The following is an 18,052-nucleotide window of genomic DNA, read 5'->3' on the forward strand; positions in this document are numbered from 1 at the left end:
ATATGGTGTCATTAAATGGATTGGTTTGCCATTTATCCTCAAATAATTCCGTAAAAAACTACTTACGTTTACCCACCATCAAGATTGAGTTAACTTGCTTATTCGTATTCAATTAGTGCCAAAATTCATGAAGATCGTACGCCTTTTTCTGCTGGCTTCAGCTACATTCTTTTTCCAGTTTTCTATTGCCAAGCCCACCACTCCTTTAGTCTATGAAGTGAATCTCAACGACCGGGCCGACGACGAATTTAAAGTAACGCTGCACGTTAATGGATTGACCGCCGAAAATGCTGTTTATCAGTTTGCGGCTACAGCTCCCGGCACCTATCAGATTATGGATATTGGCCGGTACGTTCGATCATTTAAAGCGTTTGATGCCAAAGGCAAAGAGGTGAAAACAACACAAGTTTCTACTAACCAGTGGAAATTTGATCAACCCGGAAAAGTTCGGACGGTGCAGTACAGCATTGCTGAAACCTGGGACACGCCCGTGAACGAACACAAACCGTACAACATGTGCGGTACGTCCATCGAAAACGATCACGTACTGATCAATGGTCAAGGTGTGTTTGGTTTCCCGACTGGTATGCAAGCGGCCCCTATCGAGCTGAAGCTGAATTACCCCGCCAATTGGACAGTTGGAACGGCATTGGAGAAAAACGAGAAAGGTTACTTCACTGCTGCAACCTATGACCGGATTGTGGACTCGCCCATCTTGCTGGGTCGCCTGACTAAAGCCACGACGAACGTTGCTGGGGCGCAGATCGATGTGTATGCCTACTCGAAAAGCGACAAAATTAAATCCGACCAACTGCTGACGAATATGCAGTCGATGCTGACTGCTGCTGGTCAATTTTTGAAGCAATTGCCTGTTAAGCGCTATACGTTCCTGTACCATTTCGAAGATCAGAGCTGGGGTGCCTGGGAACACTCATATAGTTCAGAGTATGTCATAAAAGAAGAGGAGTTTTCGAAGAAATTGGCTGATGACATGACGTCGATTGCTGCGCATGAGTTTTTTCATGTGGTAACGCCACTCAACATCCACAGTGAAATTATTGAGCAATTCAACTTCGAAACGCCTACACCATCAGAACACCTGTGGCTTTACGAAGGCGTAACCGAATGGGCCAGTGACGCCATGCAGCTACGTGGTCAGATTATGGATCTGCCGACCTATTTTGGCGAACTGAGTCAGAAAATTGCTTACGACAAAAGTGTTGACACAACGTATAGTTTAAGCAAGCTTGGTCTGACCTGCTATACCGATGAAGGACAGCGGCAATACGGAAATATTTATGCTCGCGGAGCATTAGTAGGAGGTTTGCTCGACATTCGCCTGTTAGAACTCTCTGGTGGTAAACGAGGCTTACGTGAGGTCATTAATGAGCTGGCCGCTAATTATGGCCCCAATAAATCATTCCCAGAGAAAGAGTTCTTCGCCATTTTTACCGCTAAGACCTACCCAGAAATTGGAGATTTTTTCAATCGGTATATCAAAGCCGCTGAACCACTGCCCTTTAGTGACTACTATGGCAAGCTGGGTATTACCTATACGCCAGCCATTGTTACGGGCGAGAAGGTCGCATCATTGGGTATGAGGCCCGCTTTTACAGGGGCAAAATTTACCCTGACCCGCCTGGCTGAACCTCTGTTGAAAGCCGGATTACAGGAGAACGATGAATGGACTGCGTTCAATGGCCAGCCAGTAAATCTGGAAAATATTGGTAAAATTCAGGCCGACTTAAAGCAGCTGAAACCGGGAGATATGTACGAGGTAACGGTTCGGCGGAATGGTCAGGATATTACGGTGAAACCTGCTATGTTGGAGAAAGAAAACCTTAAACAATACGTTTTTCAGCTCGATCCACAGGCAACACCGCAGCAAGTGCAACTTCGCGAAATCTGGATGAAAAATCTCTAGCCTACCAAGCTTTTACCTACAATACGATGGGCATATTAAGGACGCTATTTGGACCTTATAAGGAAGAAGTCTGGAAGCAACTGGCTCGAGAAATCAACGCTGATTTCGTGGATGGTGGTTTCTGGAAAGATAGTAAAGTACAGGCAACCGTTAATGAATGGACAATAACACTTGATACTTACACTGTATCGACAGGAAAAACCCATACCGTATATACGCGAATACGGGCTCCATATGTAAACATGGATGGTTTTCGATTCAAACTATATCGGAAAGGTCTCTTTAGTAATCTAGGTAAGAAGTTCGGTATGCAGGATGTTGAAATCGGCTTCCCCGAATTTGACGATCAGTTTATCATTCAGGGAAATGATGAATCCAAACTGCAACTCCTATTTAAGAATCCCATAATACGACGGCTAATTGAGATACAGCCCGACATTAGCCTCGATATAAAAGATGACGATGGCTGGTTGAGTACTCGATTTCCGGAAGATGTCGATCAGTTAACGTTCAAGGTGGTAGGCGTAATAAAAGATGTTGAGCGCTTAAAATCGCTTTACGAACTCTTTGCCGAAATTCTTAATCAGCTTTGCCTCATCGGATCTGCTTATGAAAATGATCCTCAAGTAGCACTTTCATAAACGTGGTTTATAGGCTAGTTGAGCCTATTCTAACCTGCTGGTAAACAACACTAAATCGCCCCGTTAGTTGGTCGCTGCCAGCTAACAGGGCGATTGTATTTTGTGCCTGCTGGACTAAGCGGTTGAAGGCTTTACGTTAGGTGTACGCCAACCTGCTTCATTAAACCATCTGTTCTCATCATGGTCTTATACTAAACAATGACGAAGTAGAACACGTTAATTGTCATTGGTAAGTATTACTTATCACTTAAAAGGAAATACCATGAAAAAGACACATCAGGTTGTTACGCTGATTTTGCTGGCAACCATTTCGCTTGGTCAGTCCGCTGAGGCCCAAGTTATAAAAGGCTGGGGTACTGGAACAAATGGCGCTGTTATTGGGGCCGGGAGCGGTGCCGCTATAGGCGCTATTATCAATAAACGAAATCGCGTGGTGGGCGGAGTCGTTGGTGGTGTCGTAGGGGGCGCTGCTGGATATGCAATCGGCAAGAAGTCGAAACGACGCTGGAGTCCACAAGCAACTGGTACGGCTATCGGTACGGGGGCTGGCGCTGCTGCTGGTGCGATTATCAATAAACGAAACCGTGTTGTCGGTGGTGTAGTTGGTGGCGTTGTTGGAGGGGCTGCCGGGTATGCCATTGGTAAGCATAAGGACAATAAGAATAAAGCAGAAGCCGCTCGTATTGCCGCTGCAGAACGGGCTGCCGCTCAGAAAGCTGCCGCCGACCGTGCTGCGGCTGATCAGGCTGCCCATGCAAAAGCGGTTGCCCAACAGACAGCTACTCCAGCGCCAGTCGCTGCGAAGCCGGGTATGCCAGCAGTGGTTGCTGACGCGCAGATGCAGGCACCTAGCCTGATCGATACCACCCAGCCTACAGTTTCCTATGTACTAAAGCCTGGCTATCTACCGAACGATACGTATGGTGATCCTCTGTCACCGTACCCTACATCAGAATATCGCCGGAAAAGCTGGTAATAGTTAGTGCTAATGCATTGCTGGCAGGTATGTAATACCTGCCAGCAATGCACCTTTTATCATTCACTTCTAAAACGTTATGTCATGAACACATCCATCCGCATTTTACTCGCGGCTACCCTTTTCGCGTCCTGTTCGCAATCGACTGATACGGTCAATGTGCAGGACCTCAATCGACAGTTTATCAATGCCTGGAACGATAAAGATTCGACCAAGATAATCTCACTCCTGGCCGATGACGCTCATTTCCTGCAGGGCAGTACTCATTTTAAAGGCAAAGCAGAAGTAGCCGACAAATGGGTTCGCGAAACGTTACCCACTCTGACCGATCTGAAAACCAACGTAGTAAGCTCGGAATCAGATAGCAAAATTGCCTATGAGGCTGGCACATTTTCGGTCGATGTGCTGCCATTGAATCCTAAAGATCCACACGCGTTTGGAGAAGGAAACTATATTCTTCTTTGGAAAAAAGGAGGAGATAATACCTGGAAACTGAGCTATGCTCAACTGGAAGACCTGCCGGTTCAGGTGAAAAATTAACTGGTAGCTGCGTTATGGTTCTGGGTAAATTTGTGAACGATTTAGTGCGTGAGCACCTTATATCATACGCATGACAACAAACGAAATTTATGATGTGCTGACGGATGCCATCAGCAGCATTATCCCTAACGAATGGACCATCGTTCGACTGAACGTTCAGATTCTCTCGGAGGGACAGGAAATTGAATTCGATGGTACCTATCTGACACCAGCTGGTGAAGCTGAACCTCTATCCACAGATTTTCCTGATGAGATGGTCGAGGCTGTTCAGGAATTGTACCTGCATCGAAAAACGGAAGGACTGCCTGCGGCTAACCGACTACAAATCGACCTAACAGCTCAGGGCCAATTCACGACTGAGTTTAGCTGGGATCAGGAAATTCAGGATGAAGATGAGCACTTCTCTAAGGGTGGTACAGTCCGCGAGTGGATCGCCATCCGCGAAGCTAAATACGGCCCAATAGAACCTATAGAAGAGTAATTTTTTCTGACAGGATTTACAGGATACAACAGGATTTAAGGAGATGAATAATCCTGCTTTGTCCTGTAAATCCTGTCAGAAAAAAAGTTAGCTCAATAAATTCAGCAGATCCTTTCTTGTCAGCGATTTAGCGATTGCTGAATCGGTTTTGATCAGGTTGCCGGCCAACTCCTGCTTGGATTCCTGAAGGAGTAGAATCTTTTCCTCAATTGTGTTTGGGCAGATTAGCCGAACCGCCACTACGTTTTTCTTCTGGCCAATGCGGTAACTCCGGTCAATGGCCTGATTCTCGACAGCCGGATTCCACCATGGATCGACCAGATACACATAATCGGCCTGGGTTAGGTTGAGCCCCGTTCCTCCGGCTTTCAAACTGATTAGGAATACCCGAACAGAGTTGTCCGATTGAAATCGGTTTACAATGGCAGCCCGGTTGGTCGTTTGACCGGTGAAGTATTCGAAGCCAATTTTCCGGCTTTCCAGTTCCTTTCGAATCAGGTCGAGCATGGACACGAACTGCGAGAAAACCAGGATTTTGTGATTCGGTGATTTATTCTCGATCTGCTCCATCAGCATATCGATTTTAGCTGACGAGTCGCCGTAAAATTCATCATCATTGAGCAATATTGGTGAATTACAAATCTGTCGTAGCTTGGTGAGGCCCTGCAATACGTGCAGGCGATCTCTGGGAATGTCGCCCTCTTGGGTCGTCAGCAGGAAATTGCGAAACTCACGTTCGTAGGCATCGTACACACTGCGCTGCTCCGGCCCCATTTCACAATGAAGAATCATCTCCGTTTTGTCGGGAAGTTCAGTAGCTACCTGCGCTTTGGTTCGACGAAGAATGAACGGATTGATTTTCGCCTGAAGCTCGCGGGCGCGTTTCCCGTCACCAAACTTGTCGATGGGCGTGGAGTAGTGCGCTCTAAAATGATTATAACTTCCCAACAGGCCCGGACACGCAAATGACAACTGGCCATACAAATCGAACGTATGGTTTTCGATGGGCGTCCCCGTCAGCACAATCTTGTTACGTGATTGCAATAATCGAGCTGCCTGATAGCGTTGCGATTCTGGGTTTTTAATCGCCTGCGATTCGTCCAGAAAGATGTAATTAAACGGGTATTCTTTTAAAAATCGAATATCGGAAAGCAGTGTACCGTAAGAGGTTAGAATGATGTCGTATTGGTCAAATTCCTTTTTCGTTAGTGCGCGATCAGCGCCGTAAAATGTATGGATCTTGAGCGTTGGCGCAAACTTCGCTACCTCGGCCTGCCAGTTGAATAGAAGCGAGGTAGGAACGATAATTAGGTTCGTGTTCGGTCGTTTTTTCTCCCGTAGCAACAGAATAAACGCGATAATTTGAAGCGTTTTACCCAGGCCCATATCATCCGCCAGACACCCGCCAAAACCAAGATCATCCAGAAAATTTAGCCAGTTTAGCCCTTCCCGCTGATAATCCCGAAGCGACGCCTGTAGCTCCTTCGGTACAGCAACTGGCTTAATGGCTTTAAAGTCAGCAAAGCCTTTCGTAAACAGAGCCAGTTGATCCCTTACGTCATTCATCAACTGTTCTTCGGTGTACAAATCCCTGACACTCGAAAAGTTAACTTTTGGCGTTCGGATACGTTCATCAACGACTTCACCCGCCTGGAAATAGGCTGCAAAGCGGTCGAGCCATTCGACGGGTAATACGCCTTGCGTTCCATCGCCGAGTGTCACAAACCGGCTTTTGTTTTTGATCGCTCTATGCAGATTTTTTAGCGATACCTGTTGCTTTCCATACGATAAGCCCAGTGATGTTTCGAACCAGTTTAGCCCGCTGCTAACTATGACCGAAACCTTTCCTTTATTCGGATTGAGTTTGTTGTTTCTGAGCTTGTTGAATCCCCGAACTTGGATATTCTGAGATTGCCAGGCCTCGAATGCATCCAGAAACCAGCCTTCTTCCAGCACATGTTTTTTATGAAGAAAGAATTGGTTTTGATGAGCCTGGTCCTGAAAATCGGGATGCTGTGCTAGCACTGCTATTGTAAACTGAATTTCAGCGTCCTCATCGCGCTTTACTGTAAACGGTTTCCCTTTGCTGTCGACCGAATGAATCTGCCTGGTCGATAACACGGGCACTTCGACAGGCCCATATTTCATGACGGGCGTCAGGACTACGTAATTTTCGGTGTCTTCCAGGTAAATAATGCGCTCGCGTTCCTGATTGAATCCGCTCTCGGCTAACTGCGTGGGTGTAGCAGGTTTTAGGTAGGCATAATTAATATGAACCTGATCTTCAAGTTTAGCTAGAATCCCCTGTTGAAAATCCTCGTATTTCGATTCATGAAGGACGATTCTGCTGCCTCGTTTCGTGAAAAATTGAATAACGCGCAGGTAGTCTGGGTTTTCGATTAAGTGAAGCGTATCGTCGAGCAGAATAAAATAATCGTACTTAAGCGTCACTTTGTGAAGTTCGTACGTTCCGCCATCAATTGTCAGCGTGCCCGAGATTTCGTAAAAGCTGTCGATTAGCCGAACTGATAAACTGAGTTTCGTATTTAGAATCGTTAGCTTAACCGGCACAAGTGAATGCGCAGTGATGTTTTCTGAAACGCTGTTCACATGATAAAAAACGGACAGTCTGGCAGGATTTGAGGCTATCAGACGTAAGCTTTCCAGATCCGTTTCTTCTTGTTTAATACGGTGATGATTCTGAAATCGGGCAATAGCCGAATAGAATTTTACATCATTCGGCTTATCGACTTTAGTCAATACTTCGAAGGGTTGAACAGAGGCTAACGGATTCTTTATTCGACCATCTCGTGCCGTGGCAGCCTCAAAAAGCTCGAGACAAAACGGGTCGTAGTAGCGGTGTTTCGTAAAGACCAGAATTCGTTTTAAGTTCGAAACCAGTTCGTTGACGGGCGGCTCCCGGCGCGTAGTTTTCGGTAATAAGCTCGCAGTAAGGTAATCTTTATCTGATTGTGTTAATGGGGTAAGTTCTTTTCGTTTCGGTTTGATACTTATAGCTTTAGCCTCATAAACTACTTCGAAAAATTCATCTAACTGGCTCTCATTTTCTAAGCCATAATCTTTGGCAACCAATCGGATGGCGTCATATCGTAGCGCCTGATCGAAGAAAATACGTAACTCCCGTCGTCTGAGCAGACTCGACAAAACCTGTACCTGGTGTCCGCATAACTTGTCTTTGGGGTCATCGCACACACAGGACACCAGCAGTGATTGCTGTGTTTGAGTAACAGTAACTGTTGGGAAGTACGTTAGCCGGGAGGCACTGGTAAACGTTCCCTGATTAATGGTAATGTCCTTAGGCTGACTATCAACATAGCCATCAGAAAATGAATTAAACCCTGCGCTGTGTTTGACTAGCAGGCTATCTGTCAGAGAAGGAATTGTTATTCCTTCTAACCAGTAGTCGTGATCAGGATCAACATGGTCTGGCATTGTAGAATTAAAGCAATTTGATTTTAGCCACTATTCTCGTTTGACCCCGATGGGGTCAAACGGGATGGATCTATAAAGTGCGGTTTTATATGAGTACCTATTTACAACATAACTTCAGCCAGCGGTTCATTAACATCTTCGTGCCTACTCCGATGCTGAATCGTTCGTTGCCCAATCAGGAGAATCAATAATCCACTAAGCACACAAGTCAGCATAACACCGACCATCGGCAGAGCGGTATTGTTGTGCAACACGCTCACAGCAGCAGAAACACAGGCGCCAAAGCCCATTCGGAAGCTACCCATCAGGGCTGCGGCACTCCCCGCATGTCGTACAAATGGAGCTAACGAAAGTGCCGACGCATTGGGGCCTGTGATTCCCTGCCCGCATAGAAACAGAAATAACATGACCATCAGACCATATTGCCCATACCAGCCAGCCCAGGTTCCAAAAACTAGCAATGCGCCAACTACAGCCTGATACCGTAGTGTTGCAAAAATGATTTGTTCGCTGGTGAATCGTTTCAGGAAAAACCGATTCAGTTGTGTTGGGGCGATCACGGCAACGGACAGAATGGCAAAAATCCAGCCGTATTCCTGTTCATTTACCTTGTAGATATTCATGAATACATCGGACGAACCAGCCAGAAATGCAAAGGGAGCCGATGTGGCCAGGCCACCCACTAATGCATAGACCAGAAATTGCGGCTGCTTCAGTACCGTAAAAAAGCTGCCTAATACGGCCTTCGGTCGAAGCGATAGAGAGGCATCGGGCTGTTTACCATCGGGTAGTGCAAAGTAAACACCCACCAGAATGAGGCCGGTTATGACAGCCAGAATCAGAAAAATAGAGTGCCATCCCAACGCAATGGTAGCATAGCCGCCAACAGTTGGGGCAATCATGGGCGAAACCGCTACCACCAGCGTAAGCAACGAAAATACCTGAGCAATCTGGTTTACCGGAAATAGATCACGTACCAGCGCCTGAGCCGCTACCAAACCAACGCAACCGCCTAACGCCTGAAAGAGTCGCATGGCAATCAGCATATCAATCGACGTACTCACCGCACAACCAATTGACGCTAGTAAATAAACTGCTAAACCTGCGTAAAGTGGAAGTTTTCGGCCAAACCGATCCAGCAAAGGGCCGTATAAAAGTTGCCCCACCGAAATGCCTACTAAATAGGCGGTTAGGGATAATTGAACCTGCGAAATAGACGTGTGAAGGTCTTTGGCAATAGCCGGAAATCCCGGCAAATACATGTCGATGGAAAACGGACTGATTGTAGAGAGCGTACCTAAAATCAGGATAATAATAAAATGCTGTCGGCGAGTCATATACTCAAAGAGGTGGTACCTTCTATAGAGACGTTCAAGAAGGAATGATTGTTCCGCGTGGATATGACTCTGTATGTTCTTAGGCTTATATAGAGTTGTAAATATCTGAAAATCAAAGAATTTACTTTGGCGGGTGGCATTGTAGAGGCACTCTTTAACGCATCACTGATGAAGGTACAATTGTATATAGTTTGAGTATATTTTGCACGAGATGGCTGTACCTTTGCGCCGGAACGCCGAACCGTCCGAAAACAAGCCACAGATGTACGTTAAACCCAAAAAAGAACTCGGTCAGCATTTTCTGAAAGACCTTAGCATTGCTCAACGTATTGCTGAATTGCTGACCGGACATGGTGAATATAAAAAAGTCCTTGAAATTGGGCCGGGCATGGGCGTTTTGACTCAGTTTGTCTTGAACGATACACGCTTCGAGACCTATGTGATCGAGATTGACCGCGAATCAGTGGACTATCTCAAACTGAATTTTCCCGCATTGGATGGTCATATTTTACCCGCCGATTTTCTGAATATTCGGCCCGATTTGCTCCCGACTAAACAGCCCGATAGTACAGAACTGTTTGCCATCATTGGCAACTTTCCCTATAATATTTCGACCCAGATTCTTTTTAAAGTGCTGGACATGCGCGATCGTGTCCCCGAAGTTGTGGGCATGTTCCAGCGCGAAGTGGCCCGACGAGTAGCATCGGGGCCGGGCAATAAAGATTACGGAATCCTGAGTGTATTGCTGCAAGCCTGGTACGATATCAAGTATGAATTCACGGTCGATCCAGACGTATTCAATCCGCCACCCAAGGTGCATTCGGGTGTTTTATCACTTCGACGTAATACGGTCACCGATCTCGGCTGTGATTTTCGGAAATTCACACAAGTAGTGAAGCACGGCTTTAGTCAGCGACGAAAAACGCTTCGTAATGCGCTGAAACCCCTAAATCCACCCGAAGCGGCCTTAGCCAGCCTGTTCATGGATAAACGCGCCGAGCAATTAAGCGTGGCACAGTTTGTGGAATTAACGAGATTGATGTATGATATATGATATAGGATGTATGCCGGGAGCTATCGGCCATTACTTATATATCATATATCCTATATCATACATCAGAAAATGACTTTCGAACTCACAAAAGACTATCTCGATCATATACAATCAGCTATTGAAGCGGGTGATGAGACACTGCTTCGGACTGAGATGGAGGAGTTGTTTCCGGCTGATATTTCGGGAATTCTGGATGAGCTGGAGCCCGAATCAGCGCACTACCTGCTGAGTCTGTTGGATAAATCGGTCGGGGCAGAAATTCTCGCCAATAGTGATCCCACGATACGTACCGATCTGCTCAAACTTTTCTCGTCAGAAGAACTCGCTCCCTTCATCAATCAGATGGATTCTGATGATGCCGTGGATTTGTTGAACGAGCAGCCGATTCAGATACGGGAAGAGGTAATCGGTTTTCTGGAAGATCGGGAGCAGGCTCGCTTTATTCTGGATTTGCTGCACTACGAAGACGGTGTTGCGGGTAGCCTAATGCAGAAGGAGTTGATCAAAATCAGTGTCAATCTGACGGTCAATGCCTGCATCGAAGAAATCAGGCAACAAGCCGAAGATGTCGAAAATGTGTATGCCGTTTACGTCGTCGATGAGGTGGGTAAACTGCTCGGCCTGATATCGCTGAAGAAAATCGTACTGGCTCGAAAAAATGCCAAAATCGCTGATCTCTACGACGAGGATGTCGTGTTTGTAGAAACCTATCGTCCCGTTGCCGAAGTAGCTGAGTTGATGCAGAAGTATGATTTGGATGCTATTCCGGTTGTGAATGTGCAGCAACGTTTGCTCGGTCGTATTACGATCGATGACGTGGTCGACGTAATTACCGAACAGGCCGAAGAAGATATTCAGGTCATTTCGGGTCTCTCGGGCGAAGTAGAAGAGGATGATAATGTCTGGCAACGCTCTAAAGTGCAGCTGCCCTGGCTCGTAGCCGGTGCAGTTGGAAGTTTGCTGGCAGCAACGGTTATCAACGGATTTCAGAGTGAACTTGGGAAAGTAGCGGCTCTGGCTGCCTTTATTCCCATCATTGGGTCGACTGGTGGCAATGTAGGTATTCAAACGTCGTCGCTTATTCTGCAAAGTCTGACAGATACTACGGGCCTCAGCATGACCATGGCGAAACGACTGGTACGAACGCTATTGGTCGCTATTATCAATGGCTTAGTCGTAGGCTTGATTGCGGGCACATACACATTCATTATCGGCGAACCACGTCTATTTTTTGTTGTTGCTACTTCGCTGCTGGCGGTAGTGTTACTGGCGTCGTTTATGGGGACAGTTACGCCCCTGTTGCTCAATCGGATAGGGATCAATCCAGCAGTGGCATCAGGGCCGTTTATCACAACGGCAAACGACTTGATTGGCATCGGTGTCTATTTTATGATTGCCCAATGGTTGCTGGTTGAGGTTTAAGAAAAGCCCCAACTCGTTATCCGCATATCATAATTCACACGTATATCGTAACTTAGAGTAAATGCCTAAACTTTTAATTTATCAGGCTGTCTGGATATTCACTATTTTCGGTACAGATATATTCGAGAACCGGATGCATGTGCATGTAGGCCGCAAAGGCACCGAAAAGCTTTGCAAAATCTGACTGGAACCGAATGTGGAAATTTCCAAATCAGGTGAATTGTCAACAAGTGAGCAACGAGAGGTTTTACAAATAACAGAGTTATATAAAGAGGAGTTAATTAAACAATGGCAACAGTTTTTGAGCGGACAAAAAATTGAAATACTAAAAATTAATTAACATGGTCAGCATAAAACAACAAGTGGAAGGCTATTGGAATGTTGTACCTAAAGTACAGTCAATTTGTTTTCCAACACCTAATCAACTAAAAGTTGAGCTGGCAGATGGGCGTGCTATTTTGATGCCGCTCGATCGATTCCCAAGTATTCAAAAATTAACCGCTGAGCAGCGTCAGTGTTGGTATGTATATGGTAATGGTTTTTCTTTTGACGATGCTGATGAAGTTATTCATATCGAGCAAATCTTAGGGAATTTCGATACGTATCGACATGAGCCTTAGGTTTGTTTATCACTATTTTACGTGTCGAAAAGCAAAATACGAACCTACAGCACGGAAAATTTTCGGGATGCATATATGCAACCCGAACAGAAATTGGACACTATTCTAAAGTCTGATTTTGGGAAGTTTTTTATCGTGGAAGTAGAGAAATTGATTCGCCTGATCAAACTTCCGGTTCCCCCAATTCGCTCGACAACACATACGCTTATTTACCTCACAGATGGAGAAGCCGTGATGACGATCGGTAGTGAGACGTACAAGATTTTCAAGAACGAATGTTTAGTTGTGCCCGCTGGTCAGGTGTATTCGTTTAGTAATGTTGACGAGAATCATGGGTATCTGTGCAACTTTCACAACGACATCATTATCGGGAAGTTCGGCAAAAACGAGCTGCTTAAAGACTTCGAATTTTTGCGGGTTTGGGGTAATCCGCGTATCAGTTTAGATAAACAAACGTCAAAATTTGTCCGTCGTCTGCTCAAACGAATATTACTCGATTATTCGGAAAATGGCCTGATGAATCTGGACATTATTCAATCGTATTTTATCGCATTACTGTGCGAGTTAAATCGGGTTTATAAACCTGTATCTGTCAGCACTCAGACCAATGCTGTGGGCATCACGAATCGATTTAGAGAACTCCTTGTCGACCGGATAAAAACCAGCCATCGGGTAACGGATTACGCATCCGAATTGAACATTACCCCCAACCATCTAAATAAAGCCGTCAGGAAAATTACAGGGAAATCGCCCACTAAGTGGATTGATGAAGCCATTGTGCTGGAAGCAAAAGTTCTGCTTTATCAGAGTAGTTTGTCTATCAGCGAAATAGCGACCGAAGTCGGCTTGCTTGACGCTTCCTATTTTAGTCGTCTTTTCAAAAAACAGGAAGGTATTACGCCTTTGGCCTTTCGCAAAATGATTGAAACGTCCTAAAAGTCGCGTTGTTAGTCCTAACCTGAATAACCCGAAGTAGAGACCTTTGTAATACTCTTTTTATTGGATTGGCTTCGCAAAAAAAGCAGGCTAACTTACAGGTTACTGGAAAATGTATTTGCCTCTATTATTCGTCCATTCTCTTTTTCGCTGGCTGGTTTTAACGAGTTTACTTTACGCGATATTTAGGGCGTATAAGGGCTACACAACCAATGCAGTATTTACAAAGGCCGATAATTCTGCACGTCACTGGACGGCCACAATTGCCCATCTGCAATTAACAATTGGCATTATTTTGTACATCAAGAGTCCAGTTGTTAGCTATTTCTGGAGTAATTTTAACGATGCCATTAGTCATATTGACACGGCCTTTTTTGGTCTTTTGCACATTTTGCTCATGCTGGTTTCTGTTGTTATTCTGACTATTGGCTCTGCCCTAGCCAAACGACGTTTAACTGATCATGAGAAATTCAGAACTATGCTAATTTGGTTTTCAATTGCTTTGTTTATCATCTTTATCGCTATTCCGTGGCCATTTTCGCCACTGGCGAATCGGCCTTACTTACGGATATATTAATTTTTTTTCTGTCATCTCGACGTCAGGAGAGATCTCAAGGTGGCGATTTGAGATCTCTCCTGACGTCGAGATGACAGAAAATAGAAATCTTACCAATCATAAAAATCTGCCGGTCCGCCGGTGCGGTTCTAACATAACTATGAAAAATTTCCTTACAACAAACATTGGCCGTCTGCGGCTGATTGGCCTTTTAGAGGGTATTTCACTACTGGTACTCATCGGTATTGCCGTTCCTGCGAAACACCTTTTGGGTGACCCAACGCTTGTAAAAGCAATTGGCCCTATTCATGGCGTGCTGTTTCTACTCTTTGTATTCAATACGCTAAGTGTGGGTGTGGAGTATCAATGGAAGTTTAAAACCACGACATGGAAAGTACTTCTGGCTTGTCTGGTTCCATTTGGTACGTTCTACATCGACAGGAAAATACTGAGCAAAATAGAACCGACAGCTGACTAGTTTCATGTGCCGTTGGCGAGGTTTTGTTATCTTGCCTGAGCTATGACCATTCGTTTTGCTACACCTGCCGATGTGCCCGCTATTCTGGCTATTTACGCGCCTTTCATTACGGGATCGACCATTACATTTGAATATGACGTACCAATGGTTGCCGAATTTACCGAACGAGTTCAAACCATTCAGCAGCAATTTCCATATTTGGTAGCTGAGGTCGACGGGCGATTACTGGGCTACGCGTACGCGTCGAAGCATCGCGACCGAACTGCTTATCAATGGTCGGTAGAAACATCGGTGTACGTGCACCCAGATGGCCATCGGCAGGGTATTGCACGTGGGCTTTATGCCAGATTATTTGAACTGTTGCGCCGTCAGGGCTACTACAATGCCTACGCCGGTATCACTTTACCCAACCATAAGAGCGAATCATTCCATCGATCACTGGGTTTCGAGCATGTTGGTACGTATACCAATATTGGCTATAAACTAGGAGCATGGCATAGTGTGTCGTGGTTTCAATTACCACTGCAACCCTATCAATCAAACCCGATTGTGCCGATTTCTATAAATAAGTTGTAAGAAGTAAAATGGGATACAGCGATGACGCTGTATCCCATTTTTATTGATAATCAGGGAGGTAGAATAGTATGATTATCAGGAATAGGTTAGTTGTGTTAAGGAGTAATGTTATGTAATTGTTAAGAGAATTTATTTCAGGTTATTAAATTGTTAAGAATATCATAGGAATGTTCATGTATTGTTAACCTAACCTAATTTTGCCTTACCGTAACAAACAGCTTATCTGTGAATCGTTTTCTAGTTGCTTTAGGTCTGATCGTTAGTCTACTCATTTCTACTACTGATCGCACACTAGCACAAACCTCTCTCACTCCCGCGACTCCTTTAGGAAGTTGGTTAATTGCCACAGTTCAGCTACCCGGTGGAGATAAAAAATGGGGCGGTTTCGCTGAACTCCAGGCTCGTAGTAATGGTACATTCAGTCAATATTTTTATAATGAACTGAAAGCTGGTGTTAGCTATGATCTTGATAAGAATTTTTCACTGATGGTGGCTGGTGGGCGTTATGCTACCTACGATTATCAGGATCTTTCGACTGGCCCACTTAATACCGAAAAGCGTCTTTGGGAGCAACTTATCATCAACCAATATTTGTCACGTCTGAAATTCGAACACCGGTATCGCATTGAGCAGCGCTGGTTTACCTATCGTGACGGAACAACGCCGTATCGTAACCGGATTCGTTACCGGATGAATATGTTTGTACCGCTCAATAATCGGACGATTACAGACAAGACGGCTTTCCTTTCTCTTTACGACGAAATTTTTGTTAATCCGCTCGGGCCAACGTTTGAACGGAACCGACTTTATGCAGGGGTAGGGTACCAGTTCGATCAGCACTGGATTATACAACTAGGACTTATCAATCAGACGAATTACAATCCCGCTACGTTTGAAAGTGGTGTATTTACTCCTCAGCTAGCAACAGGTAAGAACAACATCGTAGTTGGACTAACCTACCGATTGAAGCGCAGTAAAAACTCGGAGAAACTACCTTCGCAACCTGATTAGTTTTTCTCTGACAGGATTTACAGGATAAAACAGGATTTTTTGACTCTTCGATCCTGTTTTATCCTGTAAATCCTGTCAGAGAAAAATTAACCTATCCGGGAAATGCAGAATTCATGGATGCCACCTGTTTCCCGATACGCAATGTGCAGGCTATAGCTATCGCAAATTTGCCGGACAATAGCCAATCCTAAACCTACCGAATCGGGGCCAGTGCTTTCCTTCTTGAATCGTTCGAATAATCGTTCGGGGTCTGAGGTCAATTGCCCCCCTGTATTGCTTAAACACAACTGATCGGCCGTTGAGGTCAACTCAATTCGGCCGTTGGGTTGATTGTGTTTAATGGCGTTATTGACCAGATTCGTTACTAGACTATCGGCTAAAGACGCTGGCAGCTGAACATCAAATGGAGCCGTTGTTTGCACTTCTACCGACAACTGCTTGAACGACAACACTTCCTCCATATCAGTCAGTTTTTCGGTTAGCAAGGCCGACAAATCGACTGATTGCGTATCGCTAAACTGCCGATTTTCAATTTTAGCCAGCAACAATAAACCCTGATTCAACCGCGAGATGCGTCGGGATGCTTGGTAGATAGACTCAATCCAGTTCGTCTGGGTTTCGGTGAGTTGTTCGGTCTGAATGAGTTGCTCCACTTTAGCATTGATGAGCGCCAGGGGCGTTTGCATCTCGTGAGAGGCATTTTCGGTAAACTCTTTCAGGCTCCGAAAATCCTGCTGCATTTTGGCCGCCATTTTCTGCAACACATCGTTCAGTTCATTGAACTCCGTAATTTCCGGCTTGCTTAATAGCAGTGACGTATCATTGTTGAGGTCGAACTGCTTGATACGTGATAAGGTGTCGTAAAACGGAAGCCAGAGTCGGCCAGAGAGTTTGCGCTGAAACCAGAACATGCCCAGCAATAACAGACCCAGAAAGAGCACCATTGCGATGCTGATCACTTCAATAAGCCGGTACGTCTGAATCAGCGACTTACGAATAGAGACTCGGTGAACAACGCCATGAATTGGTTCGTAGAACGTCAATTGCCGGAATGGAATCAGTTCATTATCATAGCGGTTTTGGATGAGCGTATCTTTAAAAGCCTCGGCGATGGGTACACGCTTACTGACCGGCCTGACCTCAATCTTATTCTCAACAAAATACGGCGCACTCGTCCAGGCATTGTGCGTGCGGACATAGGTTTCAAAGTCCCGCCGTTCTACTTTTAACCGACTTTCGACCTCATCGTAAATCAGAAGTCGAATGATCTGATAAAATGCCAGCCCGGTTAGCAGGTAAATCACCAACGAGAATGTCAGGTAAATCTGGTTGGTTTTAGTGAGTAGTTTCAAGGCTGACTGAATTTATAGCCGATGCCATAGATGGACTGGACGTAGTCAGCGGCTCCTTTTTCCAGCAATTTCCGGCGTAGATTTTTGATGTGTGAATACACCATATCAAACGAATCGGCGGAGTCGATGTTGTCGCCCCAAAGGTGCTCGGCAATAGAGGCTTTCGTCAGCGCTACATCGACGTTGGACAGGAAATAAAGCAGCAAATCATACTCCTTTCGTGACAGCATTGTGAGCTGCCCATTCACAAATACTTTGCGGGTTTGGGGCACCACAACGATTTCCTGAAAGCGAATTTCGGTATGTCCACCAAACTGCCGCCGACGCAGTAATGACTTCACGCGGGCATTCAGCTCTGACAAATGGAACGGCTTGGTGAGGTAATCATCGGAGCCAATTTCCAAGCCTTTTAGCTTATCTTCCAGCGCATTACGAGCCGAGATAATAATGACTCCAGTCGTTGCAATGAGCCGTTTGAGCATCTCAATGATCTGAAAACCATTGCCATCGGGTAACGTGAGGTCGACGATAACGCAATCGTAGGTGTAGAGGTGGATTTTCTCTTCGGCATCCCGAAACGTAGCTGCCGTTTCGCAGATGTACCCATCCTTCACCATGTAGTCGGTGATGCTTTCCGCTAACCCCTGTTCATCTTCTACGACTAGTACTTTCATGACGTTGTCTACGCTAATAGA

At 45.5% G+C, this 18,052-nt stretch carries 19 protein-coding genes; 15 read left to right on the top strand and 4 right to left on the bottom strand.

From position 1 onward, the window contains the following. Nucleotides 1-127 precede the first annotated feature (127 nt). The 5 genes from GO755_RS18800 to GO755_RS18820 all read left to right on the top strand — a co-directional run bounded on the left by GO755_RS18800 (nt 128) and on the right by GO755_RS18820 (nt 4,562). Nucleotides 128-1,924 carry a M61 family metallopeptidase gene (locus GO755_RS18800; protein ID WP_157586825.1) on the top strand — a complete coding sequence of 599 codons (1,797 nt, stop codon included), beginning with the start codon at nt 128-130 and terminating at the stop codon, nt 1,922-1,924. A 26-nt stretch (nt 1,925-1,950) separates the two neighbouring features. Then, nucleotides 1,951-2,565, top strand: coding sequence for a DUF3137 domain-containing protein (locus GO755_RS18805; RefSeq protein WP_157586826.1), 615 nt, complete (start codon nt 1,951-1,953; stop codon nt 2,563-2,565). 262 nt (nt 2,566-2,827) lie between these two features. Beyond that, entirely contained in the window at nt 2,828-3,541 is a 714-nt protein-coding gene (locus GO755_RS18810) for a glycine zipper domain-containing protein (RefSeq protein WP_157586828.1), read from the top strand. Nucleotides 3,542-3,625: 84 nt separating this feature from the next. Then, entirely contained in the window at nt 3,626-4,081 is a 456-nt protein-coding gene (locus GO755_RS18815; protein WP_157586829.1) for a YybH family protein, read from the top strand. A gap of 70 nt (nt 4,082-4,151) precedes the next feature. Further along, the gene (locus GO755_RS18820) at nt 4,152-4,562 is read left to right on the top strand and encodes an antitoxin YezG family protein (protein ID WP_157586830.1); all 411 of its coding nucleotides are present in this window, start codon (nt 4,152-4,154) and stop codon (nt 4,560-4,562) included. 87 nt (nt 4,563-4,649) lie between these two features. On the opposite strand, the gene GO755_RS18825 is transcribed toward GO755_RS18820, so the two are convergent. Further along, the gene (locus GO755_RS18825) at nt 4,650-8,015 is read right to left on the bottom strand and encodes a DEAD/DEAH box helicase (protein WP_157586831.1); all 3,366 of its coding nucleotides are present in this window, start codon (nt 8,013-8,015) and stop codon (nt 4,650-4,652) included. Nucleotides 8,016-8,116: 101 nt separating this feature from the next. Beyond that, on the bottom strand, nt 8,117-9,352 hold the full coding sequence (locus tag GO755_RS18830) for a multidrug effflux MFS transporter (RefSeq protein WP_157586832.1): 1,236 nt from the start codon (nt 9,350-9,352) through the stop codon (nt 8,117-8,119). Nucleotides 9,353-9,614: 262 nt separating this feature from the next. On the opposite strand from GO755_RS18830, the gene rsmA reads away from it, so the two are divergent. The 10 genes from rsmA to GO755_RS18875 all read left to right on the top strand — a co-directional run bounded on the left by rsmA (nt 9,615) and on the right by GO755_RS18875 (nt 16,005). Further along, a complete protein-coding gene (gene rsmA / locus GO755_RS18835; RefSeq protein ID WP_157586872.1) occupies nt 9,615-10,406 on the top strand; it encodes a 16S rRNA (adenine(1518)-N(6)/adenine(1519)-N(6))-dimethyltransferase RsmA in 792 nt (263 codons plus the stop codon). A gap of 69 nt (nt 10,407-10,475) precedes the next feature. Then, complete coding sequence (gene mgtE, locus GO755_RS18840; RefSeq protein ID WP_157586833.1) at nt 10,476-11,828, top strand: magnesium transporter; 1,353 nt, start codon at nt 10,476-10,478, stop codon at nt 11,826-11,828. Between the two features lie 61 nt (nt 11,829-11,889). Next, nucleotides 11,890-12,012 (top strand): hypothetical protein, encoded by a 123-nt coding sequence (locus tag GO755_RS41850; RefSeq protein WP_262887012.1) that lies wholly within the window; start codon nt 11,890-11,892, stop codon nt 12,010-12,012. Nucleotides 12,013-12,024: 12 nt separating this feature from the next. Next, on the top strand, nt 12,025-12,168 hold the full coding sequence (locus GO755_RS42190; RefSeq protein ID WP_198174866.1) for a DUF4160 domain-containing protein: 144 nt from the start codon (nt 12,025-12,027) through the stop codon (nt 12,166-12,168). A gap of 1 nt (nt 12,169) precedes the next feature. After that, entirely contained in the window at nt 12,170-12,448 is a 279-nt protein-coding gene (locus GO755_RS18850; protein ID WP_157586834.1) for a DUF2442 domain-containing protein, read from the top strand. Nucleotides 12,449-12,469: 21 nt separating this feature from the next. Further along, nucleotides 12,470-13,384: an AraC family transcriptional regulator gene (locus tag GO755_RS42015; RefSeq protein WP_198174867.1), complete on the top strand. Its 915-nt coding sequence runs from the start codon at nt 12,470-12,472 to the stop codon at nt 13,382-13,384. A gap of 112 nt (nt 13,385-13,496) precedes the next feature. Next, the gene (locus GO755_RS18860) at nt 13,497-13,961 is read left to right on the top strand and encodes a hypothetical protein (RefSeq protein WP_157586835.1); all 465 of its coding nucleotides are present in this window, start codon (nt 13,497-13,499) and stop codon (nt 13,959-13,961) included. Between the two features lie 139 nt (nt 13,962-14,100). Then, nucleotides 14,101-14,418 (top strand): DUF3817 domain-containing protein, encoded by a 318-nt coding sequence (locus tag GO755_RS18865; protein ID WP_157586836.1) that lies wholly within the window; start codon nt 14,101-14,103, stop codon nt 14,416-14,418. Nucleotides 14,419-14,460: 42 nt separating this feature from the next. Next, nucleotides 14,461-14,994: an arsinothricin resistance N-acetyltransferase ArsN1 family B gene (locus tag GO755_RS18870; protein ID WP_157586837.1), complete on the top strand. Its 534-nt coding sequence runs from the start codon at nt 14,461-14,463 to the stop codon at nt 14,992-14,994. A 225-nt stretch (nt 14,995-15,219) separates the two neighbouring features. Then, nucleotides 15,220-16,005, top strand: a complete 786-nt coding sequence (locus GO755_RS18875; protein ID WP_317165904.1) for a DUF2490 domain-containing protein — start codon at nt 15,220-15,222, stop codon at nt 16,003-16,005. 86 nt (nt 16,006-16,091) lie between these two features. Here the strand turns inward: GO755_RS18875 and GO755_RS18880 are convergent, their stop codons facing one another. Next, the gene (locus GO755_RS18880; RefSeq protein ID WP_157586838.1) at nt 16,092-17,357 is read right to left on the bottom strand and encodes a sensor histidine kinase; all 1,266 of its coding nucleotides are present in this window, start codon (nt 17,355-17,357) and stop codon (nt 16,092-16,094) included. Continuing rightward, nucleotides 17,354-18,031 carry a response regulator transcription factor gene (locus GO755_RS18885; protein WP_157586839.1) on the bottom strand — a complete coding sequence of 226 codons (678 nt, stop codon included), beginning with the start codon at nt 18,029-18,031 and terminating at the stop codon, nt 17,354-17,356. The genes GO755_RS18880 and GO755_RS18885 overlap by 4 nt, the downstream gene beginning before the upstream one ends. Between the last annotated feature and the right edge of the window lie 21 nt (nt 18,032-18,052).

Source organism: Spirosoma arboris, from assembly GCF_009754945.1.
GTDB lineage: Bacteria > Bacteroidota > Bacteroidia > Cytophagales > Spirosomataceae > Spirosoma > Spirosoma arboris.

What these genes read in the sequence shown, in the direction of transcription:
- GO755_RS18830 (WP_157586832.1), bottom strand. Translation starts at nt 9,352, where the DNA reads ATGACTCGCCGACAGCATTTTATTATTATCCTGATTTTAGGTACGCTC.
- GO755_RS18810 (WP_157586828.1), top strand. Translation starts at nt 2,828, where the DNA reads ATGAAAAAGACACATCAGGTTGTTACGCTGATTTTGCTGGCAACCATT.
- GO755_RS18805 (WP_157586826.1), top strand. Translation starts at nt 1,951, where the DNA reads ATGGGCATATTAAGGACGCTATTTGGACCTTATAAGGAAGAAGTCTGG.
- GO755_RS18825 (WP_157586831.1), bottom strand. Translation starts at nt 8,015, where the DNA reads ATGCCAGACCATGTTGATCCTGATCACGACTACTGGTTAGAAGGAATA.
- mgtE (WP_157586833.1), top strand. Translation starts at nt 10,476, where the DNA reads ATGACTTTCGAACTCACAAAAGACTATCTCGATCATATACAATCAGCT.
- rsmA (WP_157586872.1), top strand. Translation starts at nt 9,615, where the DNA reads ATGTACGTTAAACCCAAAAAAGAACTCGGTCAGCATTTTCTGAAAGAC.
- GO755_RS41850 (WP_262887012.1), top strand. Translation starts at nt 11,890, where the DNA reads ATGCCTAAACTTTTAATTTATCAGGCTGTCTGGATATTCACTATTTTC.
- GO755_RS18820 (WP_157586830.1), top strand. Translation starts at nt 4,152, where the DNA reads ATGACAACAAACGAAATTTATGATGTGCTGACGGATGCCATCAGCAGC.
- GO755_RS18885 (WP_157586839.1), bottom strand. Translation starts at nt 18,031, where the DNA reads ATGAAAGTACTAGTCGTAGAAGATGAACAGGGGTTAGCGGAAAGCATC.
- GO755_RS18850 (WP_157586834.1), top strand. Translation starts at nt 12,170, where the DNA reads ATGGTCAGCATAAAACAACAAGTGGAAGGCTATTGGAATGTTGTACCT.
- GO755_RS18865 (WP_157586836.1), top strand. Translation starts at nt 14,101, where the DNA reads ATGAAAAATTTCCTTACAACAAACATTGGCCGTCTGCGGCTGATTGGC.
- GO755_RS18870 (WP_157586837.1), top strand. Translation starts at nt 14,461, where the DNA reads ATGACCATTCGTTTTGCTACACCTGCCGATGTGCCCGCTATTCTGGCT.
- GO755_RS18800 (WP_157586825.1), top strand. Translation starts at nt 128, where the DNA reads ATGAAGATCGTACGCCTTTTTCTGCTGGCTTCAGCTACATTCTTTTTC.
- GO755_RS18815 (WP_157586829.1), top strand. Translation starts at nt 3,626, where the DNA reads ATGAACACATCCATCCGCATTTTACTCGCGGCTACCCTTTTCGCGTCC.
- GO755_RS18860 (WP_157586835.1), top strand. Translation starts at nt 13,497, where the DNA reads ATGTATTTGCCTCTATTATTCGTCCATTCTCTTTTTCGCTGGCTGGTT.